Origin of the sequence: Domibacillus indicus (assembly GCF_023715895.1) — a bacterium.
Classification (GTDB): domain Bacteria; phylum Bacillota; class Bacilli; order Bacillales; family Domibacillaceae; genus Domibacillus; species Domibacillus indicus_A.
This window is the reverse complement of sequence record NZ_JAMBOO010000003.1, coordinates 87663-107317: the sequence shown is the minus strand read 5'-3', so window position 1 is coordinate 107317 and position 19655 is coordinate 87663. Positions and strand designations below refer to the sequence as shown.

Sequence of the window (19655 nt, the reverse complement as noted above, 5' to 3'; positions counted from 1 at the left end):
TGATGAGTAGGCTCCGGCGTCCGTCTTACGTTACAAGGAACAGGCAGAAATGAATTCTGCTGTTAAAGTGGGCTGCAGTTTGCGGCCAATAAAGGTGGTACCACGGCTCCCCGTCCTTTTAGTGATGAGGGGGCCTTTTTGTATATAAAAATACGTTGATCGGAAAAAGTAAAGCAGAAAAGCGCGTTAAAGAGAGCCGGGATGGTGGAAACCGGTACGAAGCCTCTGCTTGAATGGGTCCGTGAGTGGCAGCTTGAACGAGAAAGTAGAGCGCCCGGCAGCCGGCCGTTAACCGGATTTTAAGGGGAAGCATTTGCTTCAACGAGAGGTGGCACCGCGGGAAACCGTCCTCCATAGATGATGATCATCTATGGAGTTTTTTTATGCCTTGAAAGGAGAATGGAAGATGAATTTACAAACAACGCTAGCCTACAAACTAAAAGAAATAGAAGGGGATATGATTACACCGATCTCTATTTATCGTTTGCTTTCCGGCTCTAAAAAAATGCTGTTTGAATCATCGGCTAAACATGAAGAAAGCGGGCGCTACTCTTTTATTGCAGTAGATCCAATCGCCGAGTTCAAAGCGGATGCAGCCGGATATGAATTGAGCAAAAAAGATGGAACAAAGGAAACCGGGTCGGGCAAATTTATGGACAAGCTCAAGTCTATTATGCCTGTTCAGGAAGAGCAGCCGTATCCGTTCCCATTCTTCGGAGGAGCAGCCGGCTACATTGGCTATGATACGGTTTTCTTTGAAGAAAAAATTGGTGAGCCGCTCACAGATGAGCTCGGCATGCCGGATGTGCACATGATGTTTTACGATACATTCGTCGTCTACGATCACTTGATGCAGCGTGTAACGATTGCTGCAGTTGACTTGTTCGGCGGCCGGACAGAAGAAGAAATGGAAACGGCGATCGAGACGATTTACAATGATATTCATACCGGACAAAAGCCGGATAACGGGCAAGAAACACAGGCACTTATGTTCCGCTCAAGCCTTGAGCGGAATACCTTCTGCCAAATGGTTGAACGGGCGAAAGAGCATATTATTCGCGGAGACATTTTCCAAGTCGTTCTTTCTCAGCGCTTATCTTCTCCGTTCGAAGGCGATCCGTTTACGCTTTACCGCCGTCTGCGGACGTCTAATCCGTCGCCGTATATGTTTTATATTGATTTTGAAGGCTATACCGTTCTTGGGACGTCACCAGAAAGCCTTGTAAAGGTAAGCGGCCGGACGGTTACAACCAATCCAATTGCCGGCACACGCCCGCGCGGCAGTTCGCCGGAAGAAGATGCGCGCCTGGCAGAAGAGCTGCTCGCAGATGAAAAAGAAATCGCCGAGCACCGTATGCTTGTAGACCTTGGCCGTAACGATGTAGGAAAAATTTCTGAAATTGGTTCTGTTACACTCGATAAATATATGAAGATTGAAAGATATAAGCACGTCATGCATATCGTGTCTGAAGTATCGGGCGAATTAAAAGAAGACTATCATCCGCTTGATGCTTTAACCGCCTGCCTGCCTGCAGGAACTGTAAGTGGTGCACCAAAAATCCGCGCGATGCAGATTATTAACGATTTGGAGCCGGTAAAACGAGGCGTTTACTCGGGTGCAGTCGGCTATTTATCCGCAACCGGCAGCATGGACTTTGCGCTGGCGATCCGTACGATGGTCATTAAAGACGGCAAAGCGCACGTACAGGCTGGCGCAGGAATTGTGTATGATTCAGTGCCGGAAACCGAATACGAAGAAACAATGCACAAAGCAAAAGCATTACTGGAGGTGCAAAAATGATTTTATTGATTGATAATTATGACTCTTTTACTTATAACCTATATCAGCAAATCAGCCGGATCGGCAAAAACGTCCGGGTTGTGCGAAACGATGAAATAACGATTGATGAAATTGAAGCTCTTGAGCCGGAAGCGATCGTCATTTCTCCTGGACCTGGCACACCGGAAGAAGCGGGCATCTCAATTGATGTGGTTCATGCTTTTTACCACCGCATTCCAATACTCGGCATCTGCCTTGGACACCAGGCGATTGCGGCGGCATTTGGAACGGATATTATTCAAGCAAAAACAATTAAACACGGCAAACTATCCATGGTCCGCCATGAAGGAAAAGGGTTGTTTGCGGCTGTACAGGGCCCGGTACCAGTCATGCGCTACCATTCTTTAGTTGCAGACCCGAAAACGCTCAGCCCAAAACTTGAAGTGATCGCGGAATCGGTCGATGACAATGAAATTATGGCTCTCCGCCACAAGGAATATCCGGTATTTGGCCTGCAGTTCCATCCGGAATCAATCGGTACGGAAATCGGGGATGAGCTGATTGCTGAATTTTTCCGTTCTTACCGAAAAGAGAAAAATATGAAAAAATATTTATTGCAGCTTGCGGAAGGCCAGTCTCTTTCATTTGATGAAATGACGGATGCGGTTGAGGAAATTTTACAGGAAGATATTTCTGACAGTGAAATCGCTGCATTTTTAATGGCGCTGAAAGCAAAAGGCGAAACGGTCGACGAAATTGCTGCACTTGTGCACGTGCTTCGCCAAAATGCCGTATCCACTCGCACCGCCTGGAAAAATGTCATGGACAACTGTGGAACGGGGGGCGATGGCTCTCAAAGTTTTAATATTTCGACGACTTCCGCTTTTGTCCTGGCTGGTGCGGGCGTCACAGTGGCGAAACACGGCAACCGGAGCGTATCGAGCAAAACTGGAAGTGCCGACGTGCTTGAGCACCTTGGCGTGTCACTGGACTTTGTAGCGGGTGAAACCGATAAACTTTTAGATGAAAACGGGATTACTTTCTTGTTTGCCCCGCACGTTCATCCGAAAATGAAACGGATTATGAAAGTACGGCGCGATTTGAAAATTCCGACCATTTTCAACTTGATCGGACCGTTAACGAATCCGGTTCAGCTTGATACACAGCTGCTCGGCATTTACCGTCGTGATATGCTTGAGATGATGGCAGATGTATTAAACCGGCTTGGACGCAAGCGGGCCGTTGTGCTGAACGGTGCCGGCTACATGGACGAAGCGTCTTTAGCAGGGGAAAACCATCTGGTTGTGCTTGAAAACGGCGCGGTGAACAAAATGATTATTACACCGGAATCTGTCGGCCTGCCTGTTTATTCACTCGATGAAATCAAAGGCGGCGAAGCGGTTGAAAATGCACAAATTTTAAAGCGTATTTTAGAAGGGGAAGAACAGGGTGCCTGCCGGGATACGGTTCTCCTCAATGCCGGCATTGGATTGTTTGCCTGCGGAAAAGCGAAAACGGTGAAGGAAGGTGTAGATATGGCGAGAGAAAGCATTGACTCGGGTGCTGCACTCTCGAAGCTGAACTACCTTGTTAACTACTCAAAATCCAGACAGAAAGAAGCGGTATTCGGATGACAACCATTTTAGATAAAATTATTGATAAAAAAAGAGAAGAAGTGACCCTGCTGAAAACAGCCGGTCTGTCCTATGTGGCGGACCGGAAGCCGGTTTCATTTTACGAACGAATTGCCGCTTCCAAGACAATGGCACTGATCGCGGAAGTAAAGAGAGCATCGCCTTCAAAAGGGGATATAAATATCGGTGTGGATCCTGTCCAACAAGCATCTATTTATGCCGAAAACGGTGCAGATGCTGTATCGGTTTTAACGGATACGCCCTTTTTCAAAGGAACGATGAACGATTTAGAAGCGGTAAAAGCAAGTATTGAGATTCCTGTACTGAACAAAGACTTTATCATTGACCCTATCCAGATCGACCGTGCTTTTGCATCAGGCGGGGATATTATTCTATTAATTGCAGCGGCGCTTGAAGACGACGATATGAAGCGTCTGTACACACATGCAAAGGAAAAATCGCTTGATGTGCTTGTAGAAGTACACGATGAAGCCGAAATGGAACGGGCGCTCCGCCTTGGCGCAAACTTGATTGGGATTAACAACCGGAATTTAAAAACATTTGATATTGATTTGGCTGTGACAGAGCGGCTGCTTCGTTCATATGGACGGGAAAACGCCTTTTTTGTTTCCGAAAGCGGCATTCAGACAGCGGATGATGCCGTTCGCATGAAAGAAGCAGGGGCACGCGCCCTGCTTGTAGGGGAAACATTAATGAGAGCGGGTAATGTTGCGGAAACGGTCCGCTCACTGAAAGTGGGGCTGTAAATGAACGTAAAAATTTGCGGCATTCAATCATTTGAAGCAGCAAGCTGGGCCAGGGAAGCGGGTGCGGATATGATCGGCTTTGTTTTTGCGGAAAGCAGCCGGAAAATTCCTTCCGAATTTGCACGCCAGCTTGCAGAAGCAGTAGGTTCGGATGTAAAGAAAGTCGGCGTTTTTGTAAATGAATCCGAAGAAACGATTCGCTCGATTGTCGAAGAAGTTGGACTTGATTATGTACAGCTGCATGGCGACGAAACAGCGGAATTTGCGCGCCGGATGCCGGTGCCCGTCATTAAAGCTTTTTCTGCCAAAGATGATCTTTCTTTTGAAGAGATGTTCGCCTTCCCGGCCGACTTAATTTTAGTCGACAGCCCGCCTGCAGCGTTCCGGGGTGGAAGCGGCCGGACGTTTGACTGGTCCATTTTAGAGAACCCAGGTGTAGATAAATCCCGCTTGATTTTGGCAGGCGGTCTGCATCCTGATAATATTAAGGAAGCGGTCCAGTCGGTTGGTCCATTTGCTGTTGATATATCAAGCGGGGTCGAAACCGATGGACGAAAAGATGAAACAAAAATATTTCAATTTGTAGAGCGTGCGAAAGGAGCCCATCAATCATGAGTAACGTATATAACCAGCCGGATGAAAAAGGGCATTTTGGAGAATATGGAGGCCGGTACGTACCGGAATCTCTTATGCGTGCCGTAAAAGAATTAGAGGAAGCTTACCAGTCAGCGATGAAAGACGAAGCGTTTTTATCGGAGCTTAACCGCTATTTAACTGACTATGTCGGACGCGAAAATCCGCTTTATTTTGCCGAAAATCTAACGAAAGCAGCAGGCGGCGCGAAAATCTATTTGAAGCGGGAAGATTTAAATCATACAGGCGCCCACAAAATCAATAACACGATCGGACAAGCTTTGCTTGCTGTAAGAATGGGCAAGAAAAAAGTCGTAGCCGAAACCGGTGCCGGCCAGCACGGAGTCGCAACAGCAACTGTATGTGCGCTTTTAAACCTCGAGTGCGTCATTTTTATGGGTGAAGAAGACATCCGCCGCCAGGAGCTAAACGTGTTCCGCATGGAGCTTCTTGGCGCGCGCGTTGAAAGTGTTTCCCAGGGCAGCGGCACACTGAAAGACGCTGTTAATGAAGCGCTTCGCTACTGGGTAACGAACGTTGAAGATACCCATTACATTATGGGATCGGTGCTGGGTCCGCATCCATTCCCGCAGATTGTGCGTGATTTCCAGGCGGTCATTGGGCAGGAAACAAAAAAACAGCTGCAGGAAAAAGAAGGGCGTCTTCCGGATGCTGTTGTAGCCTGCATTGGCGGCGGCAGCAACGCGATGGGTATGTTCTATCCATTTATTGAAGATAAAAGTGTGAAAATGTACGGTGTTGAAGCATCCGGCAGCGGAATCGATACAGACAAGCATGCCGCATCTATGACGATGGGCAGCGTCGGCGTCCTGCATGGCAGTAAAATGTATTTGCTGCAGGATGAAGCGGGCCAAATCCAGGAAGCTCATTCAATTTCAGCCGGTCTTGATTATCCGGGTGTTGGACCGGAACATAGCTTTTTAAAAGATTCCGGACGGGTCATCTATGAACATATTACTGATGAAGAAGCACTTGAAGGATTTAAAGCACTGACAAAAACAGAAGGCATTATCCCGGCACTTGAAAGCTCTCATGCGATTGCGTACGCCCTGAAGCTTGCACCGAAAATGAATCAAGATGAGATTATTGCCATTTGTTTATCCGGCCGCGGCGACAAAGACGTGGCGCAAATTAAAGAGCGGTTTGAAAGAGAGGGCAAGCAGGCATGACCAAGTTTAAAATGGCCGAAGCATTTGAAAAAGTAGAGCAAGAAGGAAAAAAAGCATTCACCGCTTACATTATGGCGGGTGATGGCGGGCTTCATACACTAAAAGATACCATTTTGCTTTTAGAGAAGTCCGGCGTAACCGTGATTGAGCTGGGTATACCGTTCTCCGATCCTGTCGCCGATGGCCCTGTTATTCAGGAAGCCGGCAAACGGGCGCTCAAAGAAAAAGTCACCCTTACTCAAATTTTGGGAGAGCTTGCTTCTTTTAAAGAAGAAATCAGCGTACCGATTGTGATTATGACCTATGCAAATCCAGTGTTTAAAGTAGGGGCGGAGCGTTTTGCCGAATTGTGCGAACAAGCAGGTGTATCAGGCGTGATTATTCCGGACGTGCCAATGGAGGAAGAAGCGGAGTTTCGGGAGCCGCTGGCGAAGCGGGACATCGCGATGATCCGCTTTGTGACACTAACCAGCTCAGACGAGCGCATCGCCCAAACGGTAAAAGATGCAGAAGGGTTTATTTACGCGGTCACCGTTAATGGCATTACCGGCGCACGTGCCGGCTTTGCAGACGATCTCAGTGTTCATCTGTCCCGTATTGCGGAGCAAAGCCCTGTCCCGGTTCTGGCCGGATTTGGTGTATCATCAAAAGAACAAGCAGAAACGCTGGGCGCAGCATGCGGCGGCGTCATCGTCGGCAGTAAAATTGTCCAGCTGCTTCATGAAGGAAAAGGCGAGGAAATCAAACAGCTTATCCCTTAAATCCCTTTTTAGAAGCAGGACAGCAAGCAATCAAAAACCACCCTTTTTCCTCCGAAAAAGGGTGGTTTTTTTAATTGGATAGCACTTTCAGCCAGCATCGCTCGTTCTGCCACTCAAGCTCAACCGGCAGGCCGAATGCCTCGGAAAGGATACGGCTGGTAAGCACCCTTTTTTTCTCGCCAGCTGCGAGCATTCTTCCTTCTTTTAAAACAGCAACATGTGTAATAGCCGGAAAAATTTCCTCAATATGATGCGTAACGTATAAAAGAGACGTATGATGCCGTCCGGCCTGTTGTTCGAGCGCCGTGAGAAGCTCTTCCCGCGCTCTTACATCCAGGCCGGAGCATGGCTCATCTAAAATCATCGCATCGGGTTCAGCCATAAAAGCCCGGGCAATAAGCACCCGCCGCTGTTCTCCCTGGGACATAAACCGGTACGGCTTGTCCGCTAAATAAGATAAACGAAGCGATGCCAGCAGTTCATCTGCTTTTTCCCAATCTGCAGCTTCTGTTTTTTCATAAAGGCCAATGGAATTAAAACGGCCGCTCACGACAATCTCCCGGGCGCTCTCCGTATTCAGCGTTTCTAAAAAACGGTTTAATGTATTGCCGACGAAGCCGAGGCGCTTTTTCACATACTCCCAGTTATAACGCCCATATTCGTGCCCAAAAACCCGAATTGTGCCGCTTGTAGGAAATTCATACCCGCCCATCATATTCAGCATCGTTGACTTGCCTGATCCATTTAACCCTAAAACAGCCCAATGCTCACCCTCTTTTACGGTCCAGTTTACATGGTTTAAAATGACTTTGTCCTGCCGGACGAAGCGCACTTGCTCATATGAAATTAATTCTGTCATTATGTATCACTCCCATTTTTTATTGTAACAGAAAAAAATGGATGCTATAAACAGTAAAAGAAGAAACCCGGTTATCTCATACAGGAATTTTCAAGATGCTTTGATATGCTGTTTCGGCATCAAATTGATGCCGAAATTGAAAGGATTTTAGTATAAGATTTCACTAATGAACAGAGGGTATTCTATAACACTTTTTTATCGGTTTGAGGCGAAAAAAACCGCATAACGGCGCCTATTGGAGCGTTTTCATAAAATATGAAAAATAATTAAGTAAATTTGCAAAAAAGCTTGGATTTTTGAAAAAACAGTAGTAAGATTGTACTTGAAAAAGGCAGTCTCCAGTCAAATGGAACTTGTCAACAAAATCAGCCTTTTTCGTTTAAATTGCATTCAGAGTGGTAAGGATGTTCTGAAAGCGTTTTTAGATTTTTTTGTACATATTTTGGTAAAAGCGAACGTATACACGAAAATCAAATGGGCAACAGGTGGAGGTTTTTCAGTATGAACATGCAGATTAGCCAGGGCAACCCGTGGAAAAACTTTTCGGGTCCAAACCTTGGGTATGTAATGGAAGTGTACGAACAGTATTTGGCCGATCCAGATGTAATCGACCAGGAGCTGCGCCAGTTATTTGATCAATGGGGTCCCCCGGAGTCGTTAACTGGAAATACAGCGCAGCATACCGCATCGGCGGGTGATCTTGACAAGCTGTTCCGTGCAGTTAAGCTTGCAGACAGCATTCGTATTTATGGTCATTTGGCAGCAGACATTAATCCGCTGGATGACAGCAAAAAAGACACGCGTCGTATTGATCTTGAAACATATGAACTCACAGAAGCGGATCTTCGTCAAATACCGGTAGAGTATATTTGTCCAGGCGCCCCGGCACACGTTCAAAACGGATATGATGCCATTATGCACTTGAAAAAAGTATACACGGATAAAGTGGCTTTTGAATTTGCGCAAGTACATGATCTGGAAGAGAAACAATGGCTTCGCCAGCAAATCGAATCGACAGATTACTATCCAACGTTTACAGACAGTGACAAGAAAAAGCTGTTAAAACGCCTTACACAGGTTGAAGGATTTGAGAAATTCATTCATAAAACATTTGTCGGCCAAAAGCGTTTTTCTATTGAAGGCTTAGATGCCATGGTGCCGCTTTTAGATGAGCTTGTTCACCATTCGGCCGTAAAAGGCGCACAAACGATTAATATCGGGATGGCTCACCGCGGCCGCTTAAACGTCCTTGCCCACATTCTCGGTAAACCATACGAAATGATTTTTGCGGAATTTGCTCACGCACCAAGCAAAAAAATGCTGCCGCTTGGTTCTATGAAAATGAACTATTACGGCTGGACAGGTGACGTAAAGTATCACCTTGGTGCAGATCGCAGTTATAAAGAAGAAGATACACAAACAGCGCGTATTACCCTTGCGAACAATCCGAGCCACCTTGAGGTAGTTAGTCCAATTGTCGCCGGTTATACACGCGCCGCACAGGAAGACCGTACACAAAATGGAAAACCAGCGTTAGATGTTTCTAAAGCGATGTCTATTATCATCCACGGAGACGCAGCATTCCCTGGACAGGGAATTGTCGGTGAAACGTTCAATATGAGCCAGATTAATGGCTATAAAACGGGCGGATCGATTCATATTATTGCGAATAACATGATCGGCTTCACAACGGAAAGCTATGACTCACGTTCTACACGGTATGCGTCCGATGTAGCCAAAGGCTTTGAAGTGCCAATCGTCCATGTAAACGCGGATGACCCGGAAGCATGTGTGGCTGCGGCATTTATGGCGGTCAACTACCGGTCACGCTTCGGTAAAGACTTTGTAATTGACTTGATTGGATACCGTCGTTTCGGCCATAACGAAATGGATGAGCCGATGACAACAAATCCAAACATGTACAATATTATTCATAAACATAAAACAGTTCGTGAACTGTATGCACAAAAACTCGCTGACCGCGGAGTTATTGAAAACGGGTATGCAGATGAAGTGTACCAAGAAAACGAGCAAAAGCTGAAAGACCTGTTTGAAACGGTTCCGAAAAAAGACGATAATCCGGATATTATTATGAATCCGCCGCAAGTCGTGGAGCAGGACCTGCCGTGCCATAAAACAGGTGTAAGTGAAGAAGACTTAAAAGCGATCAATCAAGAGCTTCTTCAATGGCCGGAAGGATTCCAGCCGTTTAAAAAGCTTGAACGGATTTTAAAACGCCGTGAGCAGCTGTTTGTGGAAGACGGCCAGGTTGACTGGGGTCATGCTGAAACACTGGCATTTGCTTCTATCCTAAAAGAAGGCACACCGATCAGACTAACAGGTCAAGATTCACAGCGCGGAACATTTGCGCACCGTAATCTTGTTTTGCATGATGAAAACAATGGCAAAGAATACAATACGCTGCATGGTTTAAGCAACGTATCCGCTTCATTTGATGTCATTAACTCGCCTTTAACAGAAACAGCTGTTGTCGGATTTGAATATGGCTATAACGTATTTTCTCCGGAAACACTCGTTCTTTGGGAAGCGCAGTTTGGAGATTTTGCCAATATGGCCCAGGTAATGTTCGATCAGTTTGTTTCCTCAGGACGGGCGAAATGGGGGCAAAAATCAGGCTTGGTTATGCTTCTGCCGCATGGCTATGAAGGCCAGGGACCTGAGCATTCAAGCGGCCGTATAGAGCGCTTCCTGCAGTCTGCAGCTGAAAACAACTGGACGGTAGCGAATTTGTCATCAACGGCCCAATATTTCCATATTTTGCGCCGTCAGGCTTCTATCCTGCAAAAAGAAGAAGTTCGCCCGCTTGTCATTATGACACCGAAAAGCTTGCTTCGTCATCCGCTGGCTGCATCTAAAGCTTCCGAGTTTTCAAATGGAAACTTCAACATTATTGTGGAAGAGCCGAGAACAGGCAGCAAGCAGAAGAAAGTAGAGCGCATTGTACTTTGCAGCGGGAAAGTGTCTATTGACCTTGCTGAGCAGATCGAGAAGTCAGAAGAAAATCTTGATTGGCTTCACGTATTACGGGTAGAAGAGTTATATCCGTTCCCGAAAGAAGAAATTACGGCTATTCTCGAACGCTTCCCGAATGTAAAAGAAGTCATCTGGCTTCAAGAAGAACCGCAAAATATGGGCGCGTGGACATATATGGATCCAAGACTGCGTGATACAGTTCCAGAAGGCGCAACCGTCCGTTACGTAGGCCGCCGCCGCCGTTCTAGTCCATCAGAAGGCGATGCGATTGTTCACAAGAAAGAACAAGCTCGTATTCTGCGTACTGTATTAACGAAAGAACAGTAAAAATAACCGGCTCCACTCTGGAGCCGGAAATGTACATAAAACGACATGGAAATTACTGAGGAGGATTTTATCGTGGCTGAAATTAGAGTTCCTGAACTAGCAGAATCAATTACAGAAGGTACAATTGCGCAATGGCTGAAACAACCGGGTGATTACGTTGAAAAAGGCGAATATATTGTTGAGCTTGAAACGGACAAAGTCAATGTAGAAGTTATTTCTGAAGAAGCAGGAACTATCAAAGAATTGCAAGCGGCAGAAGGCGACACGGTCGAAGTAGGCCAGGTAATCGCCATCGTAGAAGCAGGAGCGGGCAGTTCTGCAGGAACGTCTGCACCAGCTGAAACGGAAGCTGCGCCTGTTCAAACAGAGGCGAAAGCAAAAGAAGATATCGTAAAAGAAGAGCCTGCTCAAAAACAGGAAGAAGCAGCAAGCCGTACGGTTGCTTCACCAGCTGCTCGTAAGCTTGCACGTGAAAAAGGCATCGATTTAAATGCTGTTAAAACGGTTGATCCACTTGGACGTGTACGCGTGCAGGATGTAGAATCACATCAAAACACACCGGCTTCGGCACCAAAGCAGGCTGCTCCACAAAAACAAGCTGCTGCCGCACCGAAAGCACAGGACAACGGCAAGCCGGTTGAGCGCGAGCGCATGAGCCGCCGCCGTCAGACGATTGCAAAACGCCTGGTGGAAGTACAGCAGACAGCAGCGATGCTGACAACGTTTAACGAAATCGATATGACGAATATTATGGACCTTCGTAAACGTAAAAAAGACAAATTCTTTGATGATCATGATGTTCGCCTGGGCTTTATGTCGTTCTTTACAAAAGCAGTTGTAGCGGCGCTGAAAAAGTATCCATATGTAAATGCGGAAATTGACGGAGACGAAATTGTCTTGAAGAAGTTTTATGATATCGGCGTTGCCGTATCAACAGACGATGGCTTAGTTGTACCGGTCGTGCGTGACTGTGACCGCAAAAACTTTGCAGAAATCGAAGGCTCTATTATGGATATGGCCTTGAAAGCACGCGACAACAAGCTGGCGCTTGGTGACCTGCAGGGCGGTTCGTTTACAATCACGAACGGCGGTGTATTCGGTTCCCTTCTATCAACACCAATTTTAAACGGCTCGCAAGTGGGTATTCTTGGTATGCATACGATTCAAAGACGCCCGGTTGCGATTGGTGACGCGGTCGAAATCCGTCCGATGATGTATGTGGCTCTTTCATACGATCACCGCATTATTGATGGAAAAGAAGCGGTTGGATTCTTGAAAATGGTTAAAGAGTTAATTGAAAATCCAGAAGACCTTCTTCTTGAAGGATAAGAAAAAACCCGCAGCGCCTGCTGCGGGTTTTTCTTATTTATTAGCTCTTTTCAAGTTTAGGAGAAAGGCCTCGCTTATTCACTTCTGTTTTTAATGTTTCAATTTCAGATTTGTTTCGGTCCTGTTTCAATGCATCCCTGTAAGCAGCCACCAGCATCTCGTCACTCATAATTTTCATTATATGACCTCCTTGGATATGGTGTTTAAATAAAGAGAAAAGAGTTTCTCTTTATTTTCTGATTATTATACTAGCAATAGAATAAAAGGCAAATGATAACAGTCAAAGGAGAAAAAACGCTATAATATTCCTAAATAATATACTAGTTTTTGAAAATTTTTAAGTAAAACCATGATAAAGGAGGTATTTTGTTGTATATTTATAAGAGTAGTGATATAAGCAAAACAGACCAGTTGGCCGATGAAAATGGGATGTCTTTTTTTACGTTAATGGAACTTGCCGGAGCTGGTTTATGGCAAAAAATAGCTTCTTCTTACAAAATAAATGATCATTCATTTCTTATTTTAGCCGGGAAAGGAAACAACGGCGGTGATGGTATTGTGCTCGCACGTTACTTGAAACGGGCTGGGGCTGCCTGTCATCTTTTCTTTCCAGACGGACTGCCAAAAACGGGTGCGGCAAAGCAGCATTTAACGTATTACGAAACATGCGGCTACTCCTATGAAACGGGTCTGCCGGCTACTTCGGCCTCTATTGTCGTCGATGCGCTCTTAGGCGCTGGCACGCGGCTGCCGCTATCAAAATCAATCCGGGATTGTGTGGATTGGATAAATGCGCAAAAGGCGCATGTTATCTCGATTGACCTGCCGACGGGTACAGCTTCTGATAATGGAGACTGTGATGAATCCGTCCTTCATGCACACAAAACGTACGTCCTTCACGGGTATAAGCCATCCCGGTTTTTATACCCGGCGGCGGCTTGTTATGGAGAAACTGAAATTGTCGACATTGGACTCATACACACATCAAATTGGAAGGTGTACGAGCCGGCTCCTCGTTCCCGTTCTTTTTATCATCCTGCGCATAATACCCATAAAGGCAAATTTGGCCATGGCCTCCTGGTAGCCGGAACCGGTGAAATGCCTGGGAGTGCAGCGCTTGCTGCATTAGGAGCTGTGTCATGCGGAGCAGGAAAGCTGACCGTGCAGACGGATCAAGAAGCAGTCCCGGTCATTGCTTCTCATGTGCCAGAAGCAATGTATCATTTTAAAAAAGGAATAGACGACAATCATCCATACGAGGCGATTGCTGCCGGCTGTGGCAGAGCAGCAGACGGAGAAATGGAAGAGATCGTTCAGCATTTATTGCAGCAGGAGAAGCCGGTCATTTTAGATGCAGGTGCACTGGGGCCGCGGAGCTACAAGGAAGCAAGGTGCCCGGTAGTAGTAACGCCGCATCCTGGTGAGTTTGCGCGGATAACCGGAAAACCGGTTGGCTTTATTCAAAAAAATCGGCTGCAGGAAGCCTCGGCATATGCAGTCGAACACGGCGTAACGGTTGTGTTAAAAGGGGAATATACCGTCATAGCATTCGCGGATGGAAGCGGCTTTGTTAATCAAACAGGAAATGAAGGGTTGTCTAAAGGCGGAAGTGGCGATACACTGACAGGTGTGATGCTGGCGCTTATCATGCGTAATCCTGATCTTAAGGCCGCTGTCGCGGATGCTGTTTATCTGCACGGAAAATGTGCGGATCATTGGAAACAGTTTCGTCCGGCCCAAGCGATGCGCCCCCTTGGTATTCACGAGCTGATTCCGAATGCAATAAATGAAATAATAAAGGAGACCAACGAAACATGATTCATTTAAACTGGGACAAAACAAAAACGATTAAACAGGTAAAATGCGTTCATACAGACGCCAAAAAGTATGTTGTTGAAAATGCGCTGACAAAAGGAAACGTTTATGAGGTAAAAAACGAAACCGAGGAATTTTATTTTGTAGTAGATAATAAAGGCCGTGTTTCCGGCTTTTACAAAGATTATTTTGAAGAAGTAACGGGATAAACGAATGCTAGCTGTAAGGGGGCAGAAAAATGTTTAACGAGCGCATGGCCTTAAAGATCAGGCTGGATCAATTAGCGGATGCGGAAGTTCGAGTAATGCAGGAATTTAAAAAAGAACGGGAAGCGATTTTTGCGCGGCTTCAGGAGCTGGATGAAACAGAAGAGAATCACACGCCTGACATAACAGCTGCGGCTGATATAACAGCTGTTACGACAGTTGGGGCACCGCCAAAAGTACGGAGAGGACGCCGGAGCGAAGGGTTAACGGAGCTTCGCGATACAACCATCCGCATTTTGAAAAAGCAGAATACGCCTATTCGCGGCATCGAGCTGCAGCGTTATGTAGAGGAGCAGTCCGGCAAGAAAATTGCAAACATGACCACTTTTATGAATAGTCTTGAGCGCGAAAATGCACATGTCCGCAAGCTTGGGCGGGGTCTTTACATTTACGAATATGATTTATAATGCAAAAAAAGCGGACGGACAGTCCGCTTTTTTGCGTTGTATGCCTTTTCAGGTGTATGATAAAGCGTGCACAGTTATGAGAAAGGAAGATTTTTTTGAACATTACAACCTTGCCAGAATCGATTCAGTCGATCATTCATGAAAGAAAAAAACAGTTTGGACTCGAAGAAGATACACAGTCCAATTCTTATATAGCCGAAAGTGAAGAGATCGTATCAGATACGGTGATTTCTTTAGCGCTTGGCAAAAACATTTTGTTGAAAGGGCCAACAGGCTCCGGAAAAACAAAACTGTCAGAATCACTTGCTGCATTTTTTGGCCAGCCGGTTCACAGTATTAACTGTTCCATTGATCTGGACGCCGAGGCGATGCTTGGCTTTAAAACGATTGTCGAGGCAGATGGCAAAACACAAATTGATTTTGTGGAAGGTCCTGTTATTCAAGCGATGAAAAAAGGACATCTTTTATATATTGATGAAATTAATATGGCGAAGCCGGAAACGCTGCCGATCTTAAACGGTGTATTGGACTATCGCCGTCAAATCACGAATCCGTTCACAGGAGAAGTCGTGACTGCAAAGCCGACATTCAGTGTTATTGCCGCTGTGAATGAAGGGTATGCAGGTACAGCACCGATGAATGAAGCGCTGAAAAACCGTTTTATCGTATTTGAGATTCCGTACATTTCAGGAGATGTCCTGCTGCAGGTATTAAAGCAGCAGTCTGTTCTCCAGGATCAGGCGATGCTTGAGAAATTCGTTTCTCTGTCCGGTGACTTAACGACACTTGTCGAAAGCGGCCGTCTGCCGGAAGAAGCTTCTTCGATCCGCGCACTGGTGGATGCATGCGACCTGGCTCTTTACATGCCGCCAATGCGGGCCGTGGAAAGCGCGATTGCCGGCAAGCTTGACGATGAACGCGAAAAAGCTGCAGTCCTAAACGCGGCGGAAACATGGTTCGCCTAACATGGAACGGTTCATACAGTTTAATGACGAAACAGTCAACTCCGCTTTTTGGATGGAACTGTCTGACCTTGCTGCGGCTCTGTCTCAAAATCCGGATTTAAAAGTGGAATTTGGCCCGCTTGCTTATTTGCAAAAAACGCCGGCCGTTCTGTTTGCCAGCCATTTCTGGCACCATCGTTCCAAAGAAGAAGAAACAGCGGGATTAAAAACGGACGTTTACCTGCGTGCACTTGGCACGATTCAGTGGACGGACGAAGCGGTCATCCGGTCATTCATGGCTCGGTTTAAAGGAGATTTCGCCCGGCAGCTGCTTGCAGCTGCCGAAGATATTCGCTTAGAGCCTATGTGTACAGGGGCGCGCCCTGGAACAAAAAGAGCTTTTCATATCCGCCGCCAGGTGCTGCGGCGTTACCATGAAGTACAGCTGTCGGTAAATCAATCCAAAGGCTTTTACATGGATGCCGTTTTTAATGCTCTGTTTGTTTTATGGCAGGCAGATGCACCTTTTGAATGGCCGGCTATTCATCCAGCTGTAGACCGTGCCGTGCCGTTTATCGATCGTACTGCCAGAGAGCTGTTTGATGCACGGTCGACAAAAGATGCAGCCAGAGTGGCCGGGGAGATCGCGGAGGTATTAGAAGAGCTCGAGCTGCGCAGCATGGTAAATAAGTACAGCCATCTTCCGGATTACCGGGAGCCGTCGGCGGATGAAGCCGTGGTGGATCCAGGAAAGCGGCAGGATCCGCTTGTAAATGATGATGAGGCAGATGAAAAAGAAAACGAGCAGTTTGACGAACAGTTCTCTACCTGGCACCGCGAATCAGAGGAAACACGCGGTACTTTTATGCAGTTTGATCTTGACCAGGGAACGAAAACACCGATGATGGGCAACACAGCACGTGAAGGAGACGAAGGGGATGCAGCCCTTGCTTCCGTGCAGGGACGCTCTAAGAAGTCCTCGCGTGAGCAATATAACCGGCTGCTTGCCGAGCGGCGCGACGAAGAAAGCAAGGCAGATGAAGCCCATTATGGAAAAGAAAACATTGGCGCCAAAGCGATTTACGAAAAGCCGCGTACAGCAAGTGATACAGAACGGGAAGAGTACCGCCGGATGAGAGATGAAACGGCACCTGTTGTCCAGACGCTGAAACGGATGATTCAAAAATCGATTGAAAAGAAAAAAACAAGTCCGCGTACGGATTTGTTAACAGGACGCCTGGGACGTAAGCTGACGCGCTATTTTACCGATGAGAATCCACGGCTGTTTTACAAAAAGCAGGAGCCGTCCCGTGAAATTGATGCTGCTTTTTATTTATTGATTGATAGTTCTGCGTCTATGTACGATAAAATGGATGATGTGAAAAAAAGTGCCGTACTGTTTCATGAAACGTTGTCTTCTCTTCGAGTGCCGCATGAAATTACCGGTTTTTGGGAGGATACGTCTCCTCTATCAAAAGAAGTGAAGCCGAATTATTTCTTAACGGCTGTGCCTTTTCAAGCATCCCACCAAAAGGATGCAGGCTATGCCATTATGCAGCTTCGGCCTGAAGAAGACAACCGGGATGGCTTTGCCCTCCGACTGGCCATTGAAAAAATGGAACGCCGGAGTGAAGCGCGAAAATTCCTCATTGTTTTCTCAGACGGAGAGCCGTCCGCTGCTGATTACGATAAAAACGGTGTACTTGATACCCATGAAGCCGTAATGATGGCACGCAAAAAAGGGATGACCGTGTTTAATCTGTTCATTGGAGAAGAGGCGCTTGATGAAGCACGCCGCCAGACAATGAAGACCATTTACGGGCACGGCTCTATCATGGCTCCTGATGTGTCAGAGCTTCCACACGTGTTAACGCCTATTTTAAAAAAGCTGCTGTTTGAAAGTATTTAAGCCATCGTTTGATTAAATTTAAATACAAAAAAGCTGCTCCATAATGGGGCAGCTTTTTTGTATTTGAATTTATTGTTTTAAACGCAGCAGCTGTTGTTTTAAATCGTCTTCCATCACAAGTAATTCGTCTTCCGCTGCTTTTCGTTTTGCACGCCCGTCCTGCTGGATGCGGATTGTTTCTTCAAGCGTTGTAATCAAGTTTTCCTGTGTTTTCTTTAATGTTTCAATATCAACAAGGCCGCGCTCATTTTCACGAGCTGTCTCGATCGAGTTGACTTTCAGCATTTCAGAGTTTTTCAGAAGCAGGTTATTCGTGGTTTTCGATACTTCTTTTTGTGCCTTTACGGCTTTTTGCTGGCGGACCAGCGTTAAAGCAATGGCGATTTGGTTTTTCCAGAGCGGCACAGCCGTTAAAATGGAAGACTGGATTTTTTCAGCCAGTGCCTGGTTTGTATTTTGAATCAAACGGATTTGCGGCGCGCTTTGAATCGTAATCTGGCGGCTCAGCTTCAAGTCGTGCAGGCGCTTTTCAAGCCGGTCCGCAAAAGCGATCATATCATTGACTTCCTGGAAATCCATTTGATCACCCGTCTGTTCTGCTTTTTGGCGCAGTGCCGGGATCGTTTTCGTTTCGATTTCTTCGAGCTTTAATTCTCCAGCGGCAATGTAAATATTGAGCGCCTGAAAATATTCTTTGTTTTTTTCATAGAGCTGTTCAAGCATCCGGATATCTTCGATGAGTCCGCGCTTGGAATGCTCAAGCTTGACCCCGATGCGGTCGATTTGAGCACCGACTTTTTGGTAGCGCGTCATCACTTCCTGTACTGAATCCGATACTTTGCCAAACATACGGGAAAATACATTTCGCTTTTCCTCCCGCAGTTCATCTGGATTTACATTTTTTAAGTTTTTCATCAAATCATTTAAAATATCGCCAACCGGCCCGATATCCTTGCGCTGTACGTGATCAAGCATATGGTGTGAGAAATCAGACAGCTTTGTTTGGGCTGCAGTCCCGAAGGAAAAAACGGCCTGCTGATTTCCAGCTTCAATTTGCGAAGCCAGCTGCTCTGCTTTCTGGCGGTGTTCAGCCGGAAGCAGATCGACAAGCCGTTTAGATTGTGGAGAAGGGGCAGCTGCGCTTGGGGCAGAAGGCATGTCCCCAAATGGATCGGCAAGCAGGTCATTTAATAAATCATCGTTTTTTGCGCCCGTAACGGGTGCCTGTTGTGACTGTAGTTCGTTGTTCATCTTCGTTGTCTCCTTTCAAAGCAGGTTGTTCAGGTTCGATTAGTTTCTTCGTTTGAGTCGTGCGCTGCCGGGCAACATCAAGTTCGATTGTTAAATGCTCAATATCACGGGCGAGCACTTGACGAAGATCCGCTTCTAATGTCTGGGACAGATCACCAAGTGTTTCAGTCGTTTCAAGCAAGGATCGTTTCATGTCCGGGCCTTTTACTTTTTTGCTTGAGAGAAGCGCTGATTTTTCAGCCAGCTCCACCACTGAATCCAGATGAGAATAGAAAAAAGGCTCAATCTCGTAAAATCGCTTCGGTTCTTTTTTGACAACCGAATAAATACGCTTTACCAGACTGTTTAATTCAATCATTTGTTTAAGGGAACGAAGGCTCCGTACCTTTAAAAACAAATGCTGCAGCCGGGACAGCTTCGCTTTCGCTTCTTTTAGCTGATCAAGTATATAGTAATATTCTCTACGGCTTAATCCATATTTTTTTTGGATTCGTCTGTTGCCGAAATTGGTATACAGCATAAACATTCCTGCAAAACCGGCTGCGAATGCCGCCCATGCCAGCCAGCCATCAAACGGCATTGTCAGCAAGAGAGCTGCTGCGAGTGAAACGGCCAGGCGGCGGGACCAATAAAAAGAATATCGCATCGTTCATCCACTCCATTTTATCATTTTGCTCTTTTACATGAGCGTGTTTTGTTTCTTTATACGGACAAGCTGCAGAAAAAGTTTCATCTATAGTCCATTGTTTACGTTTTTTTCTATGAAAAAACCCCTTTTTGAAAAAAGGG

Annotated in this window: 17 protein-coding genes and 2 other annotated features (1 of these 19 only partly in view); of the genes, 13 read left to right on the top strand and 4 right to left on the bottom strand. The window is 46.3% G+C overall.

Annotated features, from left to right (window positions below):
• Positions 1 to 121: a binding site (T-box leader), on the top strand (it extends 113 nt beyond the left edge of the window).
• A gap of 25 nt (positions 122 to 146) precedes the next feature.
• Positions 147 to 355: a binding site (T-box leader), on the top strand.
• 51 nt (positions 356 to 406) lie between these two features.
• The 6 genes from trpE to trpA are packed head-to-tail and all read left to right on the top strand — an operon-like array spanning position 407 to position 6765.
• Positions 407 to 1801, top strand: coding sequence for an anthranilate synthase component I (trpE, locus tag M3221_RS06815; RefSeq protein ID WP_251270762.1), 1395 nt, complete (start codon positions 407 to 409; stop codon positions 1799 to 1801).
• The gene (locus M3221_RS06810; RefSeq protein WP_251270761.1) at positions 1798 to 3414 is read left to right on the top strand and encodes a bifunctional anthranilate synthase component II/anthranilate phosphoribosyltransferase; all 1617 of its coding nucleotides are present in this window, start codon (positions 1798 to 1800) and stop codon (positions 3412 to 3414) included. The genes trpE and M3221_RS06810 overlap by 4 nt, the downstream gene beginning before the upstream one ends.
• Entirely contained in the window at positions 3411 to 4181 is a 771-nt protein-coding gene (trpC, locus tag M3221_RS06805) for an indole-3-glycerol phosphate synthase TrpC (protein WP_251270760.1), read from the top strand. Before M3221_RS06810 ends, trpC begins: the two co-directional genes overlap by 4 nt.
• Entirely contained in the window at positions 4182 to 4796 is a 615-nt protein-coding gene (locus M3221_RS06800) for a phosphoribosylanthranilate isomerase (RefSeq protein WP_251270759.1), read from the top strand.
• Positions 4793 to 6004 (top strand): tryptophan synthase subunit beta, encoded by a 1212-nt coding sequence (trpB, locus tag M3221_RS06795; protein ID WP_251270758.1) that lies wholly within the window; start codon positions 4793 to 4795, stop codon positions 6002 to 6004. The genes M3221_RS06800 and trpB overlap by 4 nt, the downstream gene beginning before the upstream one ends.
• A complete protein-coding gene (gene trpA / locus M3221_RS06790) occupies positions 6001 to 6765 on the top strand; it encodes a tryptophan synthase subunit alpha (protein ID WP_251270757.1) in 765 nt (254 codons plus the stop codon). Before trpB ends, trpA begins: the two co-directional genes overlap by 4 nt.
• A 70-nt stretch (positions 6766 to 6835) precedes the next feature.
• Here the strand turns inward: trpA and M3221_RS06785 are convergent, their stop codons facing one another.
• Complete coding sequence (locus M3221_RS06785) at positions 6836 to 7624, bottom strand: ABC transporter ATP-binding protein (RefSeq protein ID WP_251270756.1); 789 nt, start codon at positions 7622 to 7624, stop codon at positions 6836 to 6838.
• A gap of 501 nt (positions 7625 to 8125) precedes the next feature.
• Here M3221_RS06785 and M3221_RS06780 point away from each other — a divergent pair.
• Complete coding sequence (locus M3221_RS06780) at positions 8126 to 10945, top strand: 2-oxoglutarate dehydrogenase E1 component (RefSeq protein ID WP_251270755.1); 2820 nt, start codon at positions 8126 to 8128, stop codon at positions 10943 to 10945.
• A 72-nt stretch (positions 10946 to 11017) separates the two neighbouring features.
• The gene (gene odhB / locus M3221_RS06775) at positions 11018 to 12274 is read left to right on the top strand and encodes a 2-oxoglutarate dehydrogenase complex dihydrolipoyllysine-residue succinyltransferase (protein ID WP_251270754.1); all 1257 of its coding nucleotides are present in this window, start codon (positions 11018 to 11020) and stop codon (positions 12272 to 12274) included.
• A gap of 40 nt (positions 12275 to 12314) precedes the next feature.
• Here odhB and sda read toward each other — a convergent pair whose 3' ends face one another.
• Complete coding sequence (sda, locus tag M3221_RS06770) at positions 12315 to 12452, bottom strand: sporulation histidine kinase inhibitor Sda (RefSeq protein WP_242232878.1); 138 nt, start codon at positions 12450 to 12452, stop codon at positions 12315 to 12317.
• A gap of 191 nt (positions 12453 to 12643) precedes the next feature.
• Between sda and M3221_RS06765 the strand changes: the two genes are divergently transcribed.
• The 5 genes from M3221_RS06765 to M3221_RS06745 all read left to right on the top strand — a co-directional run bounded on the left by M3221_RS06765 (position 12644) and on the right by M3221_RS06745 (position 17615).
• Complete coding sequence (locus M3221_RS06765) at positions 12644 to 14092, top strand: NAD(P)H-hydrate dehydratase (RefSeq protein ID WP_251270753.1); 1449 nt, start codon at positions 12644 to 12646, stop codon at positions 14090 to 14092.
• A complete protein-coding gene (locus M3221_RS06760) occupies positions 14089 to 14298 on the top strand; it encodes a DUF6501 family protein (protein ID WP_251270752.1) in 210 nt (69 codons plus the stop codon). The genes M3221_RS06765 and M3221_RS06760 overlap by 4 nt, the downstream gene beginning before the upstream one ends.
• A 29-nt stretch (positions 14299 to 14327) precedes the next feature.
• Positions 14328 to 14762: a Rok-like winged helix domain-containing protein gene (locus M3221_RS06755; RefSeq protein ID WP_251270751.1), complete on the top strand. Its 435-nt coding sequence runs from the start codon at positions 14328 to 14330 to the stop codon at positions 14760 to 14762.
• A gap of 89 nt (positions 14763 to 14851) precedes the next feature.
• Positions 14852 to 15727: an AAA family ATPase gene (locus M3221_RS06750; protein WP_396120262.1), complete on the top strand. Its 876-nt coding sequence runs from the start codon at positions 14852 to 14854 to the stop codon at positions 15725 to 15727.
• 1 nt (position 15728) lies between these two features.
• Positions 15729 to 17615 carry a vWA domain-containing protein gene (locus M3221_RS06745; protein WP_251270749.1) on the top strand — a complete coding sequence of 629 codons (1887 nt, stop codon included), beginning with the start codon at positions 15729 to 15731 and terminating at the stop codon, positions 17613 to 17615.
• 69 nt (positions 17616 to 17684) lie between these two features.
• Here M3221_RS06745 and M3221_RS06740 read toward each other — a convergent pair whose 3' ends face one another.
• Both M3221_RS06740 and M3221_RS06735 read right to left on the bottom strand, forming a co-directional pair.
• The gene (locus M3221_RS06740) at positions 17685 to 18866 is read right to left on the bottom strand and encodes a toxic anion resistance protein (protein WP_251270748.1); all 1182 of its coding nucleotides are present in this window, start codon (positions 18864 to 18866) and stop codon (positions 17685 to 17687) included.
• The gene (locus tag M3221_RS06735; RefSeq protein ID WP_251270747.1) at positions 18811 to 19512 is read right to left on the bottom strand and encodes a 5-bromo-4-chloroindolyl phosphate hydrolysis family protein; all 702 of its coding nucleotides are present in this window, start codon (positions 19510 to 19512) and stop codon (positions 18811 to 18813) included. Before M3221_RS06735 ends, M3221_RS06740 begins: the two co-directional genes overlap by 56 nt.
• Positions 19513 to 19655: the final 143 nt, after the last annotated feature.

What these genes read in the sequence shown, in the direction of transcription:
- trpE (WP_251270762.1), top strand. Translation starts at nt 407, where the DNA reads ATGAATTTACAAACAACGCTAGCCTACAAACTAAAAGAAATAGAAGGG.
- trpA (WP_251270757.1), top strand. Translation starts at nt 6,001, where the DNA reads ATGACCAAGTTTAAAATGGCCGAAGCATTTGAAAAAGTAGAGCAAGAA.
- M3221_RS06755 (WP_251270751.1), top strand. Translation starts at nt 14,328, where the DNA reads ATGTTTAACGAGCGCATGGCCTTAAAGATCAGGCTGGATCAATTAGCG.
- M3221_RS06745 (WP_251270749.1), top strand. Translation starts at nt 15,729, where the DNA reads ATGGAACGGTTCATACAGTTTAATGACGAAACAGTCAACTCCGCTTTT.
- sda (WP_242232878.1), bottom strand. Translation starts at nt 12,452, where the DNA reads ATGAAAATTATGAGTGACGAGATGCTGGTGGCTGCTTACAGGGATGCA.
- M3221_RS06735 (WP_251270747.1), bottom strand. Translation starts at nt 19,512, where the DNA reads ATGCGATATTCTTTTTATTGGTCCCGCCGCCTGGCCGTTTCACTCGCA.
- M3221_RS06785 (WP_251270756.1), bottom strand. Translation starts at nt 7,624, where the DNA reads ATGACAGAATTAATTTCATATGAGCAAGTGCGCTTCGTCCGGCAGGAC.
- M3221_RS06760 (WP_251270752.1), top strand. Translation starts at nt 14,089, where the DNA reads ATGATTCATTTAAACTGGGACAAAACAAAAACGATTAAACAGGTAAAA.
- M3221_RS06740 (WP_251270748.1), bottom strand. Translation starts at nt 18,866, where the DNA reads ATGAACAACGAACTACAGTCACAACAGGCACCCGTTACGGGCGCAAAA.
- M3221_RS06810 (WP_251270761.1), top strand. Translation starts at nt 1,798, where the DNA reads ATGATTTTATTGATTGATAATTATGACTCTTTTACTTATAACCTATAT.
- M3221_RS06800 (WP_251270759.1), top strand. Translation starts at nt 4,182, where the DNA reads ATGAACGTAAAAATTTGCGGCATTCAATCATTTGAAGCAGCAAGCTGG.
- trpC (WP_251270760.1), top strand. Translation starts at nt 3,411, where the DNA reads ATGACAACCATTTTAGATAAAATTATTGATAAAAAAAGAGAAGAAGTG.
- trpB (WP_251270758.1), top strand. Translation starts at nt 4,793, where the DNA reads ATGAGTAACGTATATAACCAGCCGGATGAAAAAGGGCATTTTGGAGAA.
- M3221_RS06780 (WP_251270755.1), top strand. Translation starts at nt 8,126, where the DNA reads ATGAACATGCAGATTAGCCAGGGCAACCCGTGGAAAAACTTTTCGGGT.